The organism is Phenylobacterium sp. (assembly GCF_024508875.1).
Lineage (GTDB): Bacteria > Pseudomonadota > Alphaproteobacteria > Caulobacterales > Caulobacteraceae > Phenylobacterium.
In genome coordinates this window covers 1-17,719 of record NZ_JANINU010000339.1, presented here as the reverse complement: position 1 = coordinate 17,719, position 17,719 = coordinate 1, and the positions used below count along the sequence as shown (strand labels likewise).

Annotated in this window: 14 protein-coding genes; 8 read left to right on the top strand and 6 right to left on the bottom strand. The window is 70.6% G+C overall.

What is annotated here, in order from left to right:
• Positions 1-92, bottom strand: a 92-nt coding sequence (locus tag Q0L11_RS22585) for a hypothetical protein (RefSeq protein ID WP_296600308.1), incomplete at its 3' end; no start/stop codon positions are given.
• Between the two features lie 104 nt (positions 93-196).
• Complete coding sequence (locus Q0L11_RS22580; RefSeq protein ID WP_296600307.1) at positions 197-805, bottom strand: hypothetical protein; 609 nt, start codon at positions 803-805, stop codon at positions 197-199.
• A gap of 67 nt (positions 806-872) precedes the next feature.
• Between Q0L11_RS22580 and Q0L11_RS22575 the strand changes: the two genes are divergently transcribed.
• Together Q0L11_RS22575 and Q0L11_RS22570 are read left to right on the top strand one after the other, a co-directional pair.
• Complete coding sequence (locus Q0L11_RS22575; RefSeq protein WP_296600305.1) at positions 873-2,315, top strand: PLP-dependent aminotransferase family protein; 1,443 nt, start codon at positions 873-875, stop codon at positions 2,313-2,315.
• Between the two features lie 122 nt (positions 2,316-2,437).
• On the top strand, positions 2,438-4,555 hold the full coding sequence (locus Q0L11_RS22570; protein WP_296600304.1) for a PQQ-dependent dehydrogenase, methanol/ethanol family: 2,118 nt from the start codon (positions 2,438-2,440) through the stop codon (positions 4,553-4,555).
• Between the two features lie 176 nt (positions 4,556-4,731).
• On the opposite strand, the gene rocD is transcribed toward Q0L11_RS22570, so the two are convergent.
• Positions 4,732-5,952 carry an ornithine--oxo-acid transaminase gene (gene rocD, locus Q0L11_RS22565; RefSeq protein WP_296600303.1) on the bottom strand — a complete coding sequence of 407 codons (1,221 nt, stop codon included), beginning with the start codon at positions 5,950-5,952 and terminating at the stop codon, positions 4,732-4,734.
• 11 nt (positions 5,953-5,963) lie between these two features.
• Positions 5,964-6,833 (bottom strand): dimethylarginine dimethylaminohydrolase family protein, encoded by an 870-nt coding sequence (locus Q0L11_RS22560; protein ID WP_296600301.1) that lies wholly within the window; start codon positions 6,831-6,833, stop codon positions 5,964-5,966.
• Positions 6,834-6,950: 117 nt separating this feature from the next.
• On the opposite strand from Q0L11_RS22560, the gene Q0L11_RS22555 reads away from it, so the two are divergent.
• The 4 genes from Q0L11_RS22555 (at position 6,951) to Q0L11_RS22540 (ending at position 13,753) form a co-directional block, all read left to right on the top strand.
• On the top strand, positions 6,951-7,376 hold the full coding sequence (locus tag Q0L11_RS22555; RefSeq protein WP_296600300.1) for an Lrp/AsnC family transcriptional regulator: 426 nt from the start codon (positions 6,951-6,953) through the stop codon (positions 7,374-7,376).
• A gap of 315 nt (positions 7,377-7,691) precedes the next feature.
• Positions 7,692-10,859 (top strand): calcium-binding protein, encoded by a 3,168-nt coding sequence (locus tag Q0L11_RS22550; RefSeq protein WP_296600299.1) that lies wholly within the window; start codon positions 7,692-7,694, stop codon positions 10,857-10,859.
• A gap of 187 nt (positions 10,860-11,046) precedes the next feature.
• Entirely contained in the window at positions 11,047-11,640 is a 594-nt protein-coding gene (locus Q0L11_RS22545) for a hypothetical protein (RefSeq protein WP_296600297.1), read from the top strand.
• A gap of 322 nt (positions 11,641-11,962) precedes the next feature.
• Positions 11,963-13,753, top strand: a complete 1,791-nt coding sequence (locus tag Q0L11_RS22540; protein WP_296600296.1) for a M3 family oligoendopeptidase — start codon at positions 11,963-11,965, stop codon at positions 13,751-13,753.
• Between the two features lie 4 nt (positions 13,754-13,757).
• Here Q0L11_RS22540 and Q0L11_RS22535 read toward each other — a convergent pair whose 3' ends face one another.
• On the bottom strand, positions 13,758-14,525 hold the full coding sequence (locus Q0L11_RS22535) for a sulfite exporter TauE/SafE family protein (RefSeq protein WP_296600294.1): 768 nt from the start codon (positions 14,523-14,525) through the stop codon (positions 13,758-13,760).
• Between the two features lie 102 nt (positions 14,526-14,627).
• Between Q0L11_RS22535 and Q0L11_RS22530 the strand changes: the two genes are divergently transcribed.
• The gene (locus tag Q0L11_RS22530; RefSeq protein WP_296600293.1) at positions 14,628-15,038 is read left to right on the top strand and encodes a response regulator; all 411 of its coding nucleotides are present in this window, start codon (positions 14,628-14,630) and stop codon (positions 15,036-15,038) included.
• A 4-nt stretch (positions 15,039-15,042) separates the two neighbouring features.
• Here the strand turns inward: Q0L11_RS22530 and Q0L11_RS22525 are convergent, their stop codons facing one another.
• Positions 15,043-16,074 carry a PAS domain-containing protein gene (locus Q0L11_RS22525; RefSeq protein ID WP_296600291.1) on the bottom strand — a complete coding sequence of 344 codons (1,032 nt, stop codon included), beginning with the start codon at positions 16,072-16,074 and terminating at the stop codon, positions 15,043-15,045.
• Between the two features lie 314 nt (positions 16,075-16,388).
• Between Q0L11_RS22525 and Q0L11_RS22520 the strand changes: the two genes are divergently transcribed.
• A partial coding sequence (locus tag Q0L11_RS22520; protein ID WP_296600290.1) for a M24 family metallopeptidase occupies positions 16,389-17,719 on the top strand: 1,331 nt, incomplete at its 3' end.

Here is a 17,719-nt window from a genome sequence, read left to right as displayed (position 1 = left end):
TGGGCGACGGCGAAACCGTCGCGCTCCAGGACCGCCTGGATCAGACGGCGTTGCGTCGGGTCGTCGTCGACGACCAGGACCGTTTTGGCCATATGAAAACACCCACCGGACTGGACGCTCGCCGTTCTGACGAGGCCTTGTTCTTGTCCCCCTTTGGTACAGGGCAAGGGTAAAGGCGGCGTTTCGCAGTCCCGAATCAGGGGTTAACGGCCGAGGTTTCCTGCGTCGCGGTGTCGCGCACTGTAAGCGCCGGCAGGAAAGCTTGCACGATCGGGCCGATAGCGAACGCGTACAGCACCGTGCCCACGCCCACCGTGCCGCCCAGCAGCCAGCCGCTGGCCAGGACGGTGAGCTCGATACCGGTCCGGACCAGCCGGATCGACCAGCCCGTGCGGCGCGCAATGCCGGTCATCAGGCCGTCGCGGGGGCCGGGGCCCAGGCCCGCGCCGATGTACATAGCGCCCGCCAGCCCGTTGATCCCGATCGCCACGACCAGCGCCGCCACGCGCGCAGGCAGGCCGGCCACTTCGGGCAGCAGCAGCATCGTCAGGTCCATGGACGTGCCGATCACCAGCACGTTGGCGATCGTGCCGATCCCCGGCTTCTGGCGCAGCGGGATCCAGAGCAGCAGCACCAGCGCGCCGACGATGTTCACCAGCAGGCCGATGGACAGGCCGACCCGCCCGGCAAGCCCCTGGTGGAAGACATCCCACGGATCCAGTCCCAGGCCGGAGCGGACCATCAGGGCCATGGCGGCGCCATAGAGATACAGGCCAAGGAGGAGTTGGGCGAGGCGACGGGTCATCAGCATGGTGTCCAGATCGCGCCAACTGGCATTTGAAAATAGAGCCAGTTCTGAGAAGGTGGCGTCCATGAGCTACCGCCGCATCGGTCCGGCCTCGCTGACGCGCCTGCTCGGCGCGTGGCGCGGGGAGAGAACGGGCCCCACATATCGCCAGCTCGCCGATGGCCTTCGGCTTCTGATCCTCGACGGCCGGCTGCCGCTGGACGTCGTGCTGCCGGGCGAACGGGAACTGGCCCAAGCCCTGGAGGTCAGCCGCACCACCGTGACGGCCGCCCTCGGGCGCCTGCGCGACGACGGCTTCCTGGATCGCCGCCAAGGGGCGGGCGCGCGCACGCGGTTGCCGGCCGGCCCCGGCGAGCGCGGCGTGACGCCCTTGGTCGCCGGCGCGGCCGCGGAAGGGCTGCTGGACATGGCGTCCGCCGCGCCAGCCGCCTCGGACGCGATGCACCAGGCCTACGCCGCCGCCCTCAGCGCCCTGCCGGCCCACCTGCCGCAGCACGGCTACGCGCCGCTGGGCCTGTCGGTGCTGCGCGAGACCATCGCCGCCCGCTACACGCGGCGCGGGCTGCCCACCTCGCCGGACCAGATCATGGTCACCAACGGCGCGCTCCACGCCCTGGCGCTGATGCTGCGGCTGACCTGCGGGCCGGGCGACCGGGTGGTGATCGACCACCCCACCTATCCGCATGCCATCGACGCGATCCAGCGCGCGTCCCTGCGGGCGCTTCCCGTGGGGTTGCCCAGCGCGAGCTGGGACGTGGAGGGCGTGGCGGCGGCCTTTCGCCAGAGCGGGCCGCGGCTGGCCTATTTCATCTCCGACTTCCACAATCCCACCGGCCGCTGGATGGCGCCCGACGTGCGCGCGGCGATCGTCGAGGCGGCCCTGCGCGCGCGCACTACTGTGATCTTCGACGAGACCCTGACCGACCTCTGGCTGGACGGTCCGGTCGACCGCTACGGCTTCGCCGAGCCCGACGAGGGCCTCGTCCGCCTCGGCTCCACGGGCAAGAGCTTCTGGGGCGGGCTGCGCCTCGGCTGGATTCGCGCCGACGTCCAGACGATCCAGGCGCTGTCCCTGCGCCGATCGTCGGTCGACCTCGGCACGCCGGTCCTGGAGCAACTGGCCGTCGTCCACCTGCTGACCAACGAGGACGCCGCGCTCGATGCACGCCGCGCCCTGCTGCGGGGCCAGCGCGACCACCTGCTGGGCCTGGTGCGCCAGGCGCTGCCCGACTGGAAGATCGCCTGTCCGCCCGGCGGCCTTTCGCTCTGGGCCGAGCTGCCCGGCGCCGTTTCGACCTCGCTCGCCGCCACCTCGGAGCGCTTCGGTGTGCGCCTCGCCGCCGGCCCCCGCTTCGGCGTCGACGGCGCCTTCGAGCGCTTCATGCGCCTGCCGTTCACCCTGCCGAACGAGACCCTGACCGAAGTCGTCGCCCGCCTGGCCCAGGCCTATGCGCGCCTCCAGCCCGGCGCGGTCGCCTCCCGCTCGTCGATGGGCGCGGTGGTGTAGCCAGCACCCGTTGCACGGCGGAGGCGCAGGTTCCGCAGCGGCACGCTTGCGGGATGGCCGGCGCGCGGCATAGTTCCGCCCGAACGCCGATCATTTGAGAAGTCGGCTGCCGGGAGGGCGTCATGCGGATCTTGGGTCTTGGGCTGGCCTTGGCGGCCGTGGTCGCGCTGGCGGGATGCCAGAAGGGCGGGGCCGGCAATGTCGACGCCAAGCGGCTGGAAGCGGCGGCGACGAACGCCGAGTGGATTTCCTACGGCAAGGACTATAACGAGCAGCGCTTCAGCCCGCTCGACAAGGTCAACGCTTCGAACGTCAAGGACCTGGGCCTGGCGTGGTACGCCGAGTTCGACACCGATCGCGGCCAGGAAGCCACGCCGCTGATGATCGACGGCGTGCTCTACACCTCGACCGCCTGGTCCAAGGTGTTCGCCTTCGACGCCAAGAGCGGCAAGCTGCTCTGGAAGTTCGATCCGAAGATCGAGGGCGCCAAGGGCTTCGACGCCTGCTGCGACGTGGTCAACCGCGGCGTCGCGGTCTGGAAGGGCAAGGTCTACGTCGGCACGATCGACGGCCGCCTGATCGCCCTCGACGCCAAGACCGGCAAGGTCGCCTGGAGCCAGCAGACCACCGACACCTCCCGGCCCTACACGATCACCGGCGCCCCGCGGGTGGTGAAGGACAAGGTGTTCATCGGCAACGGCGGCGCCGAGTACGGCGTGCGCGGCTACATCTCGGCCTATGACGCCGCCAGCGGCAAGCTGCTGTGGCGCTTCTTCACCACGCCCAACCCGAACGGCCAGCCGGACGGCGCGGCCTCGGACAAGGTGATGGCCGAGAAGGCCGCCGCCACCTGGAGCGACGGCGAGTGGAAGCAGACCGGCGGCGGCGGCACGGTCTGGGATTCCATGGCCTACGACCCGCAGCTCGACATCATGTACTTCGGGATCGGCAACGGCACGCCCTGGAACCACATGAAGCGGTCGGGCGGGAAGGGCGACAACCTGTTCCTGTCGTCGATCCTCGCGCTCAAGCCCGACACCGGCGAGTACGTCTGGCACTATCAGACGACGCCCGGCGAGAGCTGGGACTACACCGCCACCCAGCACATCATGCTGGCCGACCTGAACATCGGCGGCCAGACGAAGAAGGTGCTGATGCAGGCGCCGAAGAACGGCTTCTTCTATGTGATCGACCGCGCCAACGGAAAGCTGCTGTCGGCCAAGCCGTACACCAACATCACTTGGGCGACGGGCGTCGATCCGGCGACGGGCCGTCCGATCGAGAACCCGGCGGCGCGCTACCAGACCTCCATGGTCATGCAGGTGCCCGGCCCGCTGGGCGCCCACAACTGGCAGCCGATGGCCTTCAACCCGAAGACCGGCCTCGTCTACATCCCGCTGAACGTCACGCCCTTCGCCTACGCCGACGACAAGGGCCAGGGCTACAAGCCCGGCGCCTGGAACGTGGGCGTGGACTTCGTGATCAACTCGCTGCCCACCGACCAGGCGCAGCTCGCTGCCCTGCAGTCGCTGATCAAGGGCCAGCTCGTCGCCTGGGATCCCGTGCAGCAGAAGGCGGTCTGGACCGTCGACCATCCCTACTTCTGGAACGCGGGCGTCCTGTCGACGGCCGGCGGCCTGGTGTTCCAGGGCGCGGCCGAGGGCCAGTTCTCGGCCTACGACGCCGCCTCGGGCAAGGCGCTCTGGAGCTACAAGACCGGCAACGGCGTCATCGCCGCGCCGATGACCTACGAGCTGGGCGGCGAGCAGTACGTGGCGGTGATGGTCGGCGTCGGCGGCGGCGGCCAGATCTCGGCGCCGGCCTCGATGCCCACCCGGCCGCGCCTGCCGGGGCGGCTCCTGGTGTTCAAGGTGGGCGGCACGGCCAAGGCGCCCGACTTCCCGGCTCCGGCTCAGCCCCCGGCGCTGGACGTCGCCAACATCACCACCACGGGCGACGCCCAGCACGGCTTCGAGCTGTTCCACAAGAACTGCCAGGTCTGCCACGGCCCCAACGCCTCGGGCGCCTGGCTGCCCGACCTGAAGCGCTCGCCGATGATCATGACCGCCGACAACTTCAAGGGCGTGGTGATCGACGGCGCCAGCGCCAGCCGCGGCATGGCCAGCTTCTCCCGCTTCCTCAGCGCCAAGGACGCCGAGGACATCCGGGCCTACATCCTGGTCGAGGCCCGCAAGGCCGCCCAGGGCGGCGTCGCCGCCGCCCCCACGCCGGCGGGGTAGGGCCGGGGAATTGCTCCCCCGTCGGGGGAGCTGTCGGCGAATGCCGACTGAGGGGGTCGTCAACGGTCGTGGATGACCCCCTCCGGCGCCCACCGGGTCGCTCGCGACCCGGCGCTTCCCGCGCTCGCCCGCCCGAATATCGGGCGGGTGCGCCACCTCCCCCGGCGGGGGAGGACCTAGGGCAGCACCGCCGCGAACTGCTCCACGATCCAGTCGGCCTGCGCATCGGTGAGGATCAGCGGCGGGGCGATGCGGATGGTGTGGTCGTGGGTCTCCTTGGCCAGCAGACCCCGCCCCTGCAGCGCCTCGCACACCCGCCGCGCGCCGCCGGCGTCGGGGTGGAGCTCGACCGCGATCATCAGCCCCCGGCCGCGCACCTCTTTCACCGATGGCGCGGCGATGGCGGCCAAGCCCGCCTGCAACCGTCCTCCAACGCGCGCCGCGTTCTCGATCATGCCCTCCTCGGTCAGCACCTTCAGCGCCGCCCGCGCCACCGCGCAGGCCAGCGGGTTGCCGCCGAACGTCGAGCCGTGCTCGCCGGGATGCAGCACGCTCATCACCTCGCTGTTCGAGAGCACCGCCGACACGGGGTAGAACCCGCCCGACAGCGCCTTGCCGATCAGCGTCAGGTCGGCCTCGATCCCCTCGTGCTCCTCGGCCAGCAGCTTGCCGGTCCGCCCCAGGCCCGTCTGGATCTCGTCCAGGATCAGGATCACGTTGTGCCGCGTGCACAGCTCGCGCACCCGCCTCAGGTAGCCGGCCGGCGGGATGATGACGCCCGCCTCGCCCTGGATCGGCTCGACCAGGAAGGCCACGGTGTTCGGCCCGATGGCCGCCTCCAGCGCGTCGGCGTCGCCGAACGGGACCGTCCGGAACCCCGGCGCGAACGGCCCGAAGCCGCCGCGCGACTGCGGGTCGCTGGAGAAGCCGACGATCGCCACCGTCCGGCCGTGGAAGTTGTCGGCCGCCACGACGATCTCGGCCGCCCCGTCCGGCACGCCCTTGACCTCATAGCCCCACTTGCGGGCCACCTTCAGCGCCGTCTCCACCGCCTCGGCGCCCGAGTTCATCGGCAGCACCTTGTGCGAATTGGTCAGCGCGCACAGCTCCTCGTAGAACGGCGCCAACTGGTCGTTGCGGAACGCCCGCGACGTCAGCGTCAGCCGCTGCGCCTGCTCGGTCATCGCCGCCAGGATCTTCGGGTGGCAGTGCCCCTGGTTCACCGCCGAATAGGCCGACAGGCAGTCGAGGTAGCGCCGCCCGTCCACGTCCCAGACGTAGGCGCCCTCGCCACGCGTCAGCACCACGTCCAGCGGCTTGTAGTTCTTCGCGCCATACAGCGCCTCGGTCTCGATGTAGCGCGCGCTGAGCGAGCGCTGGAGGGCGATGTCGTTCATCGGAAGGCTCCCTATTCGGCGGCGTGAAGCTGGGCGGCGGAGACCGACGTGCGGTCCAGGCGCAGGGTCATGCAGTACGAGGCCCCGCCCGAGAGGATGAAGGGCGACAGGTCCACCTCGGTCAGGCTGTAGCCCCGGCCGCGCAGCGTGCGGCGCAGGCTCTCGGGCGCCTTGGCCATGACGATCCGCGCGCCCAGGTTCACGGCGTTGACGCAGAAGGCGGCGGCCTCTTCCGCGCTGGCCTCGATGCGCTGGCTCTCCGGCACGCGGGCGCGGATCGTCGCCAGCCCCTCGGGCGTGAACGCCGGCGGATAGTACAGCACCTTGCCGCCCGCCAGCGGGCAGAAGCAGGTGTCCAGGTGGTAGAACTGCTCGGTCGCCAGCTCCAGCGCCACCGTCTCCTGGCCGAACGTCCGGCGGATCACCGGGATCGCCGCGCGACTCGAGCGCGGGCCGTGGCCGCACCAGAACAGCTTGCGGTCGGCGTCCCAGATCGCGTCCCCCGCCCCCTCGTGGAACAGCCCCTCGGGCAGGTCGACGATCTCGCGCACCAGCCCGCGGGTCTTCAGCCGCTGGAACACCGAGCGCAGGATCGGCTCCTCCCCCTGGCGCTCGGGATGGCGGAAGCGGGCCAGCAGCGCCTTGCCGTCCAGCACCACGGCCGCGTTGGCCGGGAACACCAGGTCGGGCAGGCCGCGCACCGCCTCGATGATCTCCACGTGCGCGCCCGCGTCCGCCAGCGCGGCCCTGAGCGCGGCCGACCCGGCGCACGCCGCCGCCGCGTGGGCGGGCGTCCAACCCTTGGGGTCCATCCACGGGTTGATCCGATAGCTCACGTCGAAGCAGCCGGGATCGGTCATCAGGAAGGTCGGGCGGTCCATGGGCGCTCCTGCCGAAATCGTTGCAGGAAGCGTCCCCCCAGGCCGCGCTAGCGTGTAGATCGCAACATGCTACATAACGCTGATCAGATTGGCGTATCGCCAGCACGAGGTTCCGATATGCTCGACGAGCTGGACCAGGCCCTGATCGCCCGCCTGCGCGCCGATTCCCGCACGCCCGCCGCCGCCCTGGCCAAGGCGCTGAAGGTCTCGCGCGGCACGATCCAGAACCGCATCGAGCGGCTGCTGGCCCGCGGCGTGATCCAGGGCTTCACCATCAAGACCCGCCCCGACGTCGAGGCGGGCCGCGTCCGCGCCGTCATGACCATCGCCATCCAGGGCGAACGCTCGGGCGCGGTGGTCCGGGCGCTGAAGGGCTTCCCCGAAGTCGCCGCCGTCCACACCACCAACGGCCGCTGGGACCTGGTCGCCGACCTCGACGTCGAAACCCTCCAGGCCTTCAGCGCCGCCCTCGACCGCATCCGCCAGATCGAAGGCATCGCCTCCACGGAGACCTCGATCCTCCTGGCGACGCAGAAGATGTGAGGGGTTGGCGCGCCATCCATCGTCGCGGCGCGATGAAGTTGGGGGATTGGGGACGAGAGTTCGTGGAAATCGGGAATGCGCCAGTTGCGGACATTCACCGACCGAGCGAGTCCGCTTGCATCGGTGCGCTTGCGACGTGAAGAGCCACGGCCCGCTCAATCGTTGGAGTCAGGCGGTATCGGCGCCGGCGAACGCGGGGGCGAAGAAGCCGTGGCGGCGTTCGCGCTTAGTTTGACGCTTTGTCGCGCCCCAACTATCCGTTGAGCGCCCGCGCATCGTGAATCGCGAGGCCGATGCTGGGGGGCATCAGACATCATGGCGACCTTCTCGGGCTCTACCGGAGATGACATCTTCACGGGCGGTGTCGACAACGACTCGGCATCCGGCAACGGCGGCAACGACAAGCTGACGGGCGCGGACGGCGCCGACGTGCTGGTTGGCAACGCCGGCGCGGACACGCTGGACGGCGGCGCGGGCGACGACAAGCTCTACAGCGGCAACATCCCGCCGTCGTTCAACCTGCCCTACAGCAACCTGCCCTACGTGCTGCCCCAGCTCGACACCGGGACAGAGCGCGACAGCCTTACAGGCGGCGATGGCTCGGACCGCATCTTCGCGGGGTACGGCGACAGCGTCGACGGTGGCGCGGACGGCTCGTTTGGCGACTACCTCTACATCAGCTTCATGGGGGCGTCGTCGGGCGTGACCGCCGACTTCGGCCTGGCCAGCCAGACCATTGGCGGCGCCGTGATCACCGGCATCGAGAACATCAGCTTCGTCCAGGGGAGCGCGTTCGGCGACAACATCAACGTCCGCTCCACGGGCGGCGGCTACTCGGACTTCACGGCCGTGTCGGGCATGGACGGCAACGATACCCTGACAGCCGGCTACTACACGGGCTCGCTGTTTGGCGACAACGGCGACGACCTGGTGGACGGACGCCCCAGCCAATACCTCGACCTGGTCGACGGCGGGGCCGGCAACGACACCCTGTACACGCCGACGAACAGCTTCGCCTCGGCCAATGGCGGCGCGGGCGACGACAAGATCTATGGGCACGCTGTCGTCCACGGCGGGACCGGCAACGACACCATCGCCATGCAACAGACCTACTATACGGGGCTGGTCTATGGCGACGAGGGCGACGACAGCATCACCGGCACAACCAACCCCAACAGCTACGGCAACAGCATCGCGGGCGGCGCGGGCGCCGACACGCTGGTGGGCGGGGACAACGCCGATGCGCTCTATTCGGCCGACTACGCTGGCGCGGCCTCGAGCGCTCCGGGCGACGACATGGGGCTGGAGCACGACCGGATCACCGGCGGCGGCGGCAACGACGCGCTGGCCATCGGCTATGGCGACGATGCCGATGGCGGCAGTGGCACCGACACCCTGCGCCTGTCGCTGGGCGGCCTGGGCCAGGGCGTAAACCTGGACCTGTCGAACATCGTCGTGAGTGGCTCGTTCTCGCTCGGCGGCGGGGTGATCCAGGGCGTCGAGAGCCTGATCGCCCTGCGCGGCACCGAGTTCGTGGACACCCTGAAGCTGCCGACCCAGAACGTGATGCTGTCGGTCAACGCCGGCGCCGGAAACGACGTGATCACCACCCAGGGCAGCTCGGTGTCGGTGCTGGGCGGCGACGGGGACGACCGTCTGGTAAGCGGCGCGGCGGCCGACACCTTCGACGGCGGGAGCGGGACCGATACGGTCGACTACAGCGGCGTGTCCGCCGGGGTCACGGTCAGCCTGGCCACGGGCGTGGGCGCGGGCGGCGACACGCTGGTGAACGTCGAAGGCGTGATCGGCACCGCGTTCGCCGACACCCTGTCCAGCGCGGCGGCCGGCTCGACCCTGTCGGGCGGGGCGGGCGCGGACCGGTTCGAGGTGACGGCGCGCAGCGCGGTGACGTCGGGCGCGGGCGCCGACCTGATCCTCGTGACCTCGGCCTCGCATTCGGCGGCTTCGGCCGGCAGCGTGATCACGGTCACCGACTGGAACGGGGCCGAGGACAGGCTGCAGTTCGGTTCGATCACGGGCGCCTACGCAGAAGCGACGGCCAGCGACTTCAACGCCGCCGTGGCGGCCGCCGAGGCGCAGGAGGCGGCAGGCTACAACTTCGTCTCCGTGCAGGTGGGCTCCGATGTCTATGTGTTCGGCGCGGCGCTATCGGGGCGGCTGCATTTCGACGACGCCGTGCGGCTGGTCGGCGCGAACCTCGACGCCGTCTCGGCCAGTAACATCGGCCTGTCGGGGCCCCTGGAGACCCCGATCCAGCCGGGTGGCGGCGGCACGGGTGGGACTGGCGGAACCGGAGGCACGGGTGGAACCGGAGGGACCGGCGGGACAGGGGGCGCCGGCGGTACTGGCGGCACAGGCGGAACGGGAGGGACCGGCGGGACGAGCGGCGCGATCGCCGAGCCGACCCTGCCCGGCTCGCCGTCGGCCGGCGTCGGCGGGGCCGCGGGCTCGATCGGCGGGCACATGGACCTCGCCCATGTCTCCTACGTGCTGGACGCCGTCATCACCGACGGGTCGTCGACCTCCGTCACGGCCAGCCTGGGCGACATCAGTCTGCGCCTTACCGGCTTCGGCTTCGCCACTGACTCGGCGGGCCACCTGGCCGGCGGGACGGCGACGTCGCTCGCCTATTCCTATGGCCCGTCCCACGGCGGCCCGTTCTCGATCAACCTGACCATCCCGCAGACCCCGCTGGTCACCCTGGCCAGCTGGTCCCTGGCCGACGCCAGCCAGGCGATGTTCAGTTCAATCATGATTGGCGCCGACCGCGTGGGCGGCGGCCCGGGCGCAGACCTGCTGCGCGGCTACGGCGGCAACGACCTGCTGTACGGCGCTGGCGGCCCCGACACGATCTGGGGCGGCTTGGGCAACGACGTGATCTATGGCCAGGCCGCGCCCGGCACGGGGACCGCAGCGGCGGGCTCGACCTACCTCCGCGGCGAGGAGGGGGACGACTACATCGTCGGCGGGACCGGGTTCGACGACATCAACGGCAACCAGGGCGCCGACACTGGCTCCGGCGGCCTCGGCGACGACTGGGTGGTGGGCGGCAAGGACAACGACCTGCTGTTCGGCGACGCCGGCGCGGACCTCGTCTACGGCAACGTCGGCGCGGACACCTGCGTTGGGGGCGAGGGCGCCGACATCGTCCGCGGCGGCCAGGACAACGACCTGGTGTTTGGCGGGGCGGGCGACGACTTCGTCTCCGGCGACAAGGGCGACGACACCATGGTGGGCGGCGCGGGCGCCGACATCTTCCACACCTTCGGCGACGCGGGCCTCGACCGCGTGCTCGACTTCAGCTCGGCCCAGGGCGACCGGGTGATGCTGGATCCCGGCGCCCAGTACACGGTGGCGCAGGTCGCGGCCGACACGGTGATCACCATGACGGGCGGCGGACAGATGGTACTCGTGGGCGTGACGCTGTCATCCCTGCCGCCCGGCTGGATTTTCGGAGCCTAGGTTCGCCGGCTCGCGGCGCGCGACGGGCGGCACGCGATGGCGGCGATAGCCGCAAGAGCCACCGCCCGCCGACGGCCGCCGCCGATCTCCACGCTCATATGCGCGCGGCCGGGTAGCGCCACCTTTCCCCACCCCCCACCGCGCCTGTACGTCCGCTTCTGACGTACCTCCGTGTTTCACTCCCCGGATGGACGCCCAGCCGACCAACTTCGACGTCGATCCGACCCAGGCCATGCTGGCTCAGCTCGCCGGGCTGGACATGACGCTCGCGCGGCATGTCCACGCCTGCGCCATGGCGACGACGGAGACGGAGGAGGTCACCGACCTCGCCCGCGCCTACCAGCGCATCGCGCGCTCGGTGCGCCAGAGCCTGGCGCTGCTGGAGCGGGTGAAGCGCGAGCAGGCGCAGGCCGCCCGCGAGGCGCCGCCCAAGCCGACCGGCCCGCCGCCGCCGCCCCGCGACGACGCGCGCATCGCCGAGCGCCGCGACGCGGTGGAGACCGGCGTGCTGCGCGTCCTCTGGAACGAGTTCGAAGCCGGCGACGGCGACGACTGGGAGGAGGCCGGCAAGCTGCACGAGATCCTCCTCGGCCAGCTCGACCGCGACGCCGCCGAGGCCGCCTTCGGCCTTGTGGAACAGGACGGCGAATGGGCCGTCCGCCCCCTGGGCGACCAGATCGTCCGCGCCTGCGCCGCCCTGGGCCTGCCCGAGGACGGGGCCGCCACGTGGTCCGACCTCCGCGACCCGCCAGAAGACTGGCCCGACCCTCCCGACGACTAGGCGCGCGCGCGCAGACCTTCCGCCGCCGCGGCGCGTCAGCGCCGATTTTCACCACGAACCACACGGACCACACGAACGAGGCAAGCCGGCCTGGAGCCGTTGCGGCCGCGCGTTCGTGTGGTTCGTGTGGTTCGTGGACAAAACAAGACAGCGCCTGCGGCGCGCACCACGCCGGCCAACCCCGCGCCGTGCGGCCACGCGTTCGTGTGGTTCGTGTGGTTCGTGGTCAATTCGCACGCCTGCGGCGCGCACCACGCCGGCCACCCGGATCACAACCCCGCGGCGCGGGACTCTCGCGTCCCCTTCGCGCTAAGCTTCCCGCATGAACGCCCCCTTCAAGACCGACGCGCTGCCCGAGTGGCGGCTGGACGACCTCTATTGCGACCGCGAGGACCCGCGGATCGAGGCCGACCTCGTCGAGGCCGAGCGGCTGAACGGCGAGCTGGCCAAGCTGGAGGGGCGCCTGATCGCCACCCGCGACCGGCCGGCCGAGCTGGGCGGGATCATCGACCGGGGGATCGAGCTCTACGAGGACGCCACCAACGCCATGTGGAGCGTGGGCGCCTATGCCGGCCTGTCGGCCTCGGTCGCCCGCGACGACCCGGCCTGGTCCAAGTTCGAGTCCGACCTGCGGGCGCGCAGCTCCAGGATCGCCTCGCTCAGCCTCTTCTTCACCCTGGAGATCAACCAGCTCGACGACGTGGAGCTGGAGGCGGCGTTGAAGGCGCACAAGCCGGCGCAGCGGTGGCGGCCCTGGCTGCGCCGCGTGCGCGCCGGCCGGCCGCACGAGCTGTCGGCCGACCTCGAGAAGATCCTGCTGGACAAGGCGCCGGCCACCGCCAACTGGGCGCGCCTGTCGGACGAGACGCTGGCCAAGCTGAGCGCCCGCGTCGGCGGCCGCAAGCTGACGCTCTCCGAGCTGCTGAACGCCATGTCGGGGCCCGACGCGGCCGAGCGCAAGGCCGCCGCCGCGGCGCTCTCCAGGGCGCTGGGCGAGCGGGCCTCGACCTTGGCCCTCAGCCTCAACACCCTGGCCTTCGAGAAGCAGGTCGAGGACCGCTGGCGCAAGTTCCCCAGCCCCGCCGCCGCGCGCCACCTGGCCAACGAGGTCGACGCCGACGCGGTCGAGGCGCTGGAGGCCGCCGTGGTCGACGGCTACCCTTCGGTCAGTCACCGCTACTACGCGCTGAAGGCCAAGGCCCTGGGCCGCACCCACCTCGACCACTGGGACCGCAACAGCCCGCTCGATACGGCCAAGCCGCGCATCTATTCGTGGGACGAGGCCAAGGGCGTCGTGCTGGAGAGCTTCGCGGCCCTCGCGCCCCAGTTCGCCCAGACGGCCGAGACGTTCTTCGCCGAGCCCTGGATCGATGCGCGGCCACGACCCGGCAAACAGTCGGGCGCCTATTCGCACTCGGTGACGGCCACCCGGCACCCGTATGTCTTCATGAACTACATGGGCGAGCGGCGCGACGTGCTGACCCTGGCCCACGAGCTGGGCCACGCCGTCCACCAGACCCTGTGCAAGCCGCTGGGCACCCTCCTGGCCGACACGCCGCTGACCCTGGCCGAGACCGCCTCGATTTTCGGGGAGGGCCTGGTGTTCGAGAAGCTGCTGGCCGAGGCCTCGCCGGCGGAACGGCGCGGGCTGCTCGCCGGCAAGATCGAGGACGGCCTGAACACCGTCTTCCGCCAGATCGCCTTCCACCGCTTCGAGACCCGCTTCCACGCGGCGCGGCTGCAGGGCGAGCTGTCGGCCGATGAGATCGCCTCGCTCTGGATGGAGATCATGCGCGAGAGCCTGGGGCCGGCGGTGAAGCTGGACCGGGGCTACCGCCACTACTGGGGCTACATCAGCCACTTCGTCCACGCGCCGTTCTACGTCTACGCCTACGCGTTCGGCGACCTCCTGGTGCGCGGCCTGATGGAGAAGCGGCGCGAGGACCCCAAGGCCTTCGCCCCGCTCTACGAGAAGCTCCTGGCTGGCGGCGGGACCAAGACCTACGTCGAGGCGCTGGCCGCCTTCGGGCTCAATCCGCGCGAGAAGGCCTTCTGGGCCGCCGGCGTGAAGCAGTTGGAGCGGCTGGTGGACGAGTTCGAGGCGCTGGTGTGAGGCCCTACGCCTTCGACCACGCCTCCCACAGGAGCTGGCCGCCCACCAGCATCATGAGCACGTAGATCAGGGTGTAGAAGCGGGCCGGGTCGATCCGGCGGACCAGCCAGACGCCGGCGAAGGTGCTGGCGATGGCGACCGGGAGGAGGGCGGCGGCGGTCGTCAGGTTCTGGGCCGTGAACTGGCCCAGCGCCCAATAGGCCGGGACCTTGATCCAGTTGATGGTGGCGAAATAGATCGCGGTGGTGCCGACCAGGCTGGCCGGCGGCAGGGCCTTGGGCAGCACCCACATCTGGAAGGGCGGCTGGCCGGCGTGGGCGATCTGGCTGGTGAATCCCGAGGCGGCGCCCAGGCCCACGCCGAGGGCTGCGTCCAGCGCCGGCGGCACGTCGCGCGGCGCCGCGATCCGCCCGCCCCGCGCCAGCCACAGGCGGTGCAGCGCGAACAGGATCGAGATCGCGCCCAGCACCGCCAGGATGGTCACCGGCGAGACCCTCGCCGCCAGCAGGTAGCCGGCCAGGATGCCGACCGCCGCGCCCGGCAGCATGATCGCCAGCGTCCGCCGGTCCCACGTCTTGCGGAAGGCCCACACGCCCACCACGTCCTGCACGATCAGGATGGGCAGCAGGATCGCCGCCGCCTGCACGGGCGAGATCGCCAGCGCCAGCAGCGGCATCGCCACCGCGCCGACGCCCGAGAACCCGCCCTTGGCGAGCCCCATCAGGATCACCGCGGGGACGGCCAGGGCGTAGAACAGCGGGTCGTGGATCATGGCCCGGACCTAGCGTCGTGGCGCAAAGGCTGCAATCGACGCGTGTCGCCAGGCCGTTTCGCAAGGCTGGGAACCTAACCTGTGTTAAGCCGTATAGCGGCCATGTCCAAGGCCAAGATTCTCATCGTGGAAGACGAGTTCGTCGTCGCCGCGAACCTCGAGGCGATCCTCGAGGAGCGGGGGCACCAGCCCGTGGGCATCGCCCCGGACCTGGCCACCGCCATCGAGCTGGCCGCGGAGGAGCCGGACCTCGCCCTGGTCGACGTCAACCTGCGCGATGGGGAGACCGGCCCCCAGATCGCCGAGCGCCTGCGCGAGCGTGGGGTCGCGGTGCTCTTCGTCACGGCCAATCCGCGGATGCTCGACGGCGCCAAGGCCGACGCCATCGGCGTCCTGACCAAGCCCTGCGACGAGGACCTCGTGGTGGCGGCGGTGGAATACGCCCTGAGCGCCCGTCAGGGCGTCGTCCTGCCGGCGCCCCCTGCCGGCCTCACCCTGCTGCGCGCCGCCTGACGGCTCAGTCGCGGCGCAGGTGCGCCGCCGGCACGACCATCTCGACGACCAACCCCGGCCGCGGCCATTCCCGCCGCATCTGCCCGCCCAGCTGCTGGACGATGCTGAGCTCCGCCAGACGCGAGCCGAACCCCTCCCGGGTGGGTGGCGCCTCGATCTGCGGCCCGCCGTCCTCGCACCAGCGCAGCCGCATGTCGGCGCCCGTCGCTTCCACGCCGACGGTCACCCGGCCCTCTGGAGTCGATAGCGCCCCATACTTGGCGGCGTTCGTCGCCAGCTCGTGGAAGGCCAGGGCGATCGGCGTCGCGCCCCGGTCGTCGACCCGCGTGTCGTCACCCCGGATCACGATCCGCCCGTCGTCGAACGCCGGGTAGGGACGGAAGATCTCGCTCAGCAGGCCGTGCAGCGTCGAGTCCCCGAGTTCCGGCCGGGAGTGCTCGCTATGGGGACGGGCGAACTCATGCGCCCGGCCCAGCGCGGCGATGCGGTGCTGGAGGTCCTTAGCCCACGGCCGAAGCTGCGGCTCGTGCCGACTGGTCAGTCCAATGAGGCCCGAGATCACGGCGAAGATGTTCTTGATGCGATGGCTGAGTTCGCGACTCAGCAACTCGTTCTGCTCGGCCGCGCGCTTGGCCTGGTCGATGTCGGTGCAGGTGCCGATCCAGCGCGTGATGCGGCCCTCGGCGTCCCGGACCGGCAAGGCGCGGCCCAGCGTCCAGCGATACTCGCCGCTGTGGTGGCGCAGCCGGTACTCGATTTCGTAGGGCTCGCCGGTATCGAGGCAGTGTCGCCATCGGCTCCAGGCGCGGTCCTGGTCTTCGGGATGGAACATGCCGTTCCACCCCTCGCCATCGGTCGATCCGCGCGGCGCGCCAGTGAACTCGTACCAGCGCGCGTTGTAGTAGTCGTGAAATCCGTCGGGTCGGGTTGACCACACCATCTGCGGCATGGCGTCGGTGAGGACCTCCAGCGTCGCTTGGGTGTGGCTGGGGCTTCCGGCCGCGCCTTCAAGCGTCCAGGGGAGTTTTGCCGGCATGACGCTCGCTTCGGGGCGCGCGCTGTCGGATTGGGAGGGGTCGGACACTAAGGGCCTTTTCTCAACGGGTGGTGGATCGGCGCGCCTTGGGGGCGGCAGATCGGGCCGAACCTTCCTTACACGTCTGACGCAAGCTCAAGGACTCCACGATCGGCGACACGAGACAACTCAGCCGCCCGACCAGATAGCGCTCCGGCCAGGTTGCTTCCTATCCAATGTTAAGGTCTCGTCGCGAAATCGGTTCCGCCGTTCCGAAGAGCACGTTGCGCTCCGCTGCGGGTGGTCGGACGCTGGCGGCTTCCCTGGGGGATTCGATGAGTTCAAAGTCTGCCGCCGCGTTCGCGGCAATCTTCACGTTGTCATGCGCCGGCGCTTCCGGCGCCGCCGAGCCGCCTACCCTACCGTTGGCCGAGACCGAACTGGCCAACCCGCCGCTGCCGGAAATCCTGACCCTTCGCGATCGGGCGAAGGTAATCGACGCCATTCTCGCCGACCGCCTCGAGACGGTGGTCCCCAAACTCATGCGCGAGCAGGGCGTCGACATGTGGGTGCTGGTGGCCCGCGAGTACCTTGAAGACCCGGTCGTCGCCACCATGCTGGACGCCGAGAGCCTGCGGGCGCGGCGGCGCACGATCCTGGTGTTCTTCGATCCGGGCGGCGGCAAGCCCATCGAGCGCCTGACCGTCAGCCGCTACGGCCTAGCCGGCCTCTTCAAGCCCGTCTGGGATCCCGACAAGCAGCCCGACCAGTGGAAGGCGCTCGCCGACGCCATCGCCGCCCGCAACCCGACCAGGATCGCGCTCAACACCTCCTCGCTGACCGCCTTCGGCGACGGCCTGACCTACAGCCAGTACGAGGACCTCGTCGCCGCCCTGTCGCCCGCCTACCGCACGCGCCTCGTCTCGGGCCAGGAGCTGTCCGTTGGCTGGCTGGAGACCCGGACGCCCCTGGAGATGAAGTACTACCCGGGGATCGTGCGGCTGGCCCACGCCGTCCTGGCCGAGGGCTTCTCGTCCAAGGTCATCAAGCCCGGCGTCACGACCACCGATGACGTGGTCTGGTGGTGGCGCGAACGGCTGGCGCGGCTGGGGATCGACACCTGGTTCCATCCGTCGGTCGGGGTTACGCGCCAGGGTGTCAGCGGCCTGCTGGAAGGCGATACGGTCATCCAGAAGGGCGATCTCCTCTGGTGCGACTTCGGCATCACGTACCTGCGGCTCAACACCGATACCCAGCACCTGGCCTATGTGCTCAAAGACGGCGAGAGCGACGCGCTGGCCGGGCTCAAGGCCGGCCTCGCCGCCGCCAACAAGGTCCAGGACGCCGTACGCGCCGCCTACGCCGTCGGCCGCACCGGCAACCAGGCCCTGAAGATCGCCCGAGACGCCGCCATCGCCCAGGGCCTGAAGCCGTCGATCTACTCGCACCCGCTGGGCTACCACGGCCACGGGGCCGGTCCGGCCATCGGCATGTGGGACGACCAGGCCGGCGTGCCGCACGGCGAGCAGAAGATGCACCCGGACACGGCCTGGTCCATCGAGCTGTCGGCCTTTGCACCCGTTCCCGAATGGGGCGGCCAGGAGGTCCAGTTCCGCACCGAGGAGGACGCCTTCTACGACGGCAAGACGGTGCGGTTCCTGGACGG

What these genes read in the sequence shown, in the direction of transcription:
- Q0L11_RS22580 (WP_296600307.1), bottom strand. Translation starts at nt 805, where the DNA reads ATGACCCGTCGCCTCGCCCAACTCCTCCTTGGCCTGTATCTCTATGGC.
- Q0L11_RS22575 (WP_296600305.1), top strand. Translation starts at nt 873, where the DNA reads ATGAGCTACCGCCGCATCGGTCCGGCCTCGCTGACGCGCCTGCTCGGC.
- Q0L11_RS22570 (WP_296600304.1), top strand. Translation starts at nt 2,438, where the DNA reads ATGCGGATCTTGGGTCTTGGGCTGGCCTTGGCGGCCGTGGTCGCGCTG.
- rocD (WP_296600303.1), bottom strand. Translation starts at nt 5,952, where the DNA reads ATGAACGACATCGCCCTCCAGCGCTCGCTCAGCGCGCGCTACATCGAG.
- Q0L11_RS22560 (WP_296600301.1), bottom strand. Translation starts at nt 6,833, where the DNA reads ATGGACCGCCCGACCTTCCTGATGACCGATCCCGGCTGCTTCGACGTG.
- Q0L11_RS22555 (WP_296600300.1), top strand. Translation starts at nt 6,951, where the DNA reads ATGCTCGACGAGCTGGACCAGGCCCTGATCGCCCGCCTGCGCGCCGAT.
- Q0L11_RS22550 (WP_296600299.1), top strand. Translation starts at nt 7,692, where the DNA reads ATGGCGACCTTCTCGGGCTCTACCGGAGATGACATCTTCACGGGCGGT.
- Q0L11_RS22545 (WP_296600297.1), top strand. Translation starts at nt 11,047, where the DNA reads ATGGACGCCCAGCCGACCAACTTCGACGTCGATCCGACCCAGGCCATG.
- Q0L11_RS22540 (WP_296600296.1), top strand. Translation starts at nt 11,963, where the DNA reads ATGAACGCCCCCTTCAAGACCGACGCGCTGCCCGAGTGGCGGCTGGAC.
- Q0L11_RS22535 (WP_296600294.1), bottom strand. Translation starts at nt 14,525, where the DNA reads ATGATCCACGACCCGCTGTTCTACGCCCTGGCCGTCCCCGCGGTGATC.
- Q0L11_RS22530 (WP_296600293.1), top strand. Translation starts at nt 14,628, where the DNA reads ATGTCCAAGGCCAAGATTCTCATCGTGGAAGACGAGTTCGTCGTCGCC.
- Q0L11_RS22525 (WP_296600291.1), bottom strand. Translation starts at nt 16,074, where the DNA reads ATGCCGGCAAAACTCCCCTGGACGCTTGAAGGCGCGGCCGGAAGCCCC.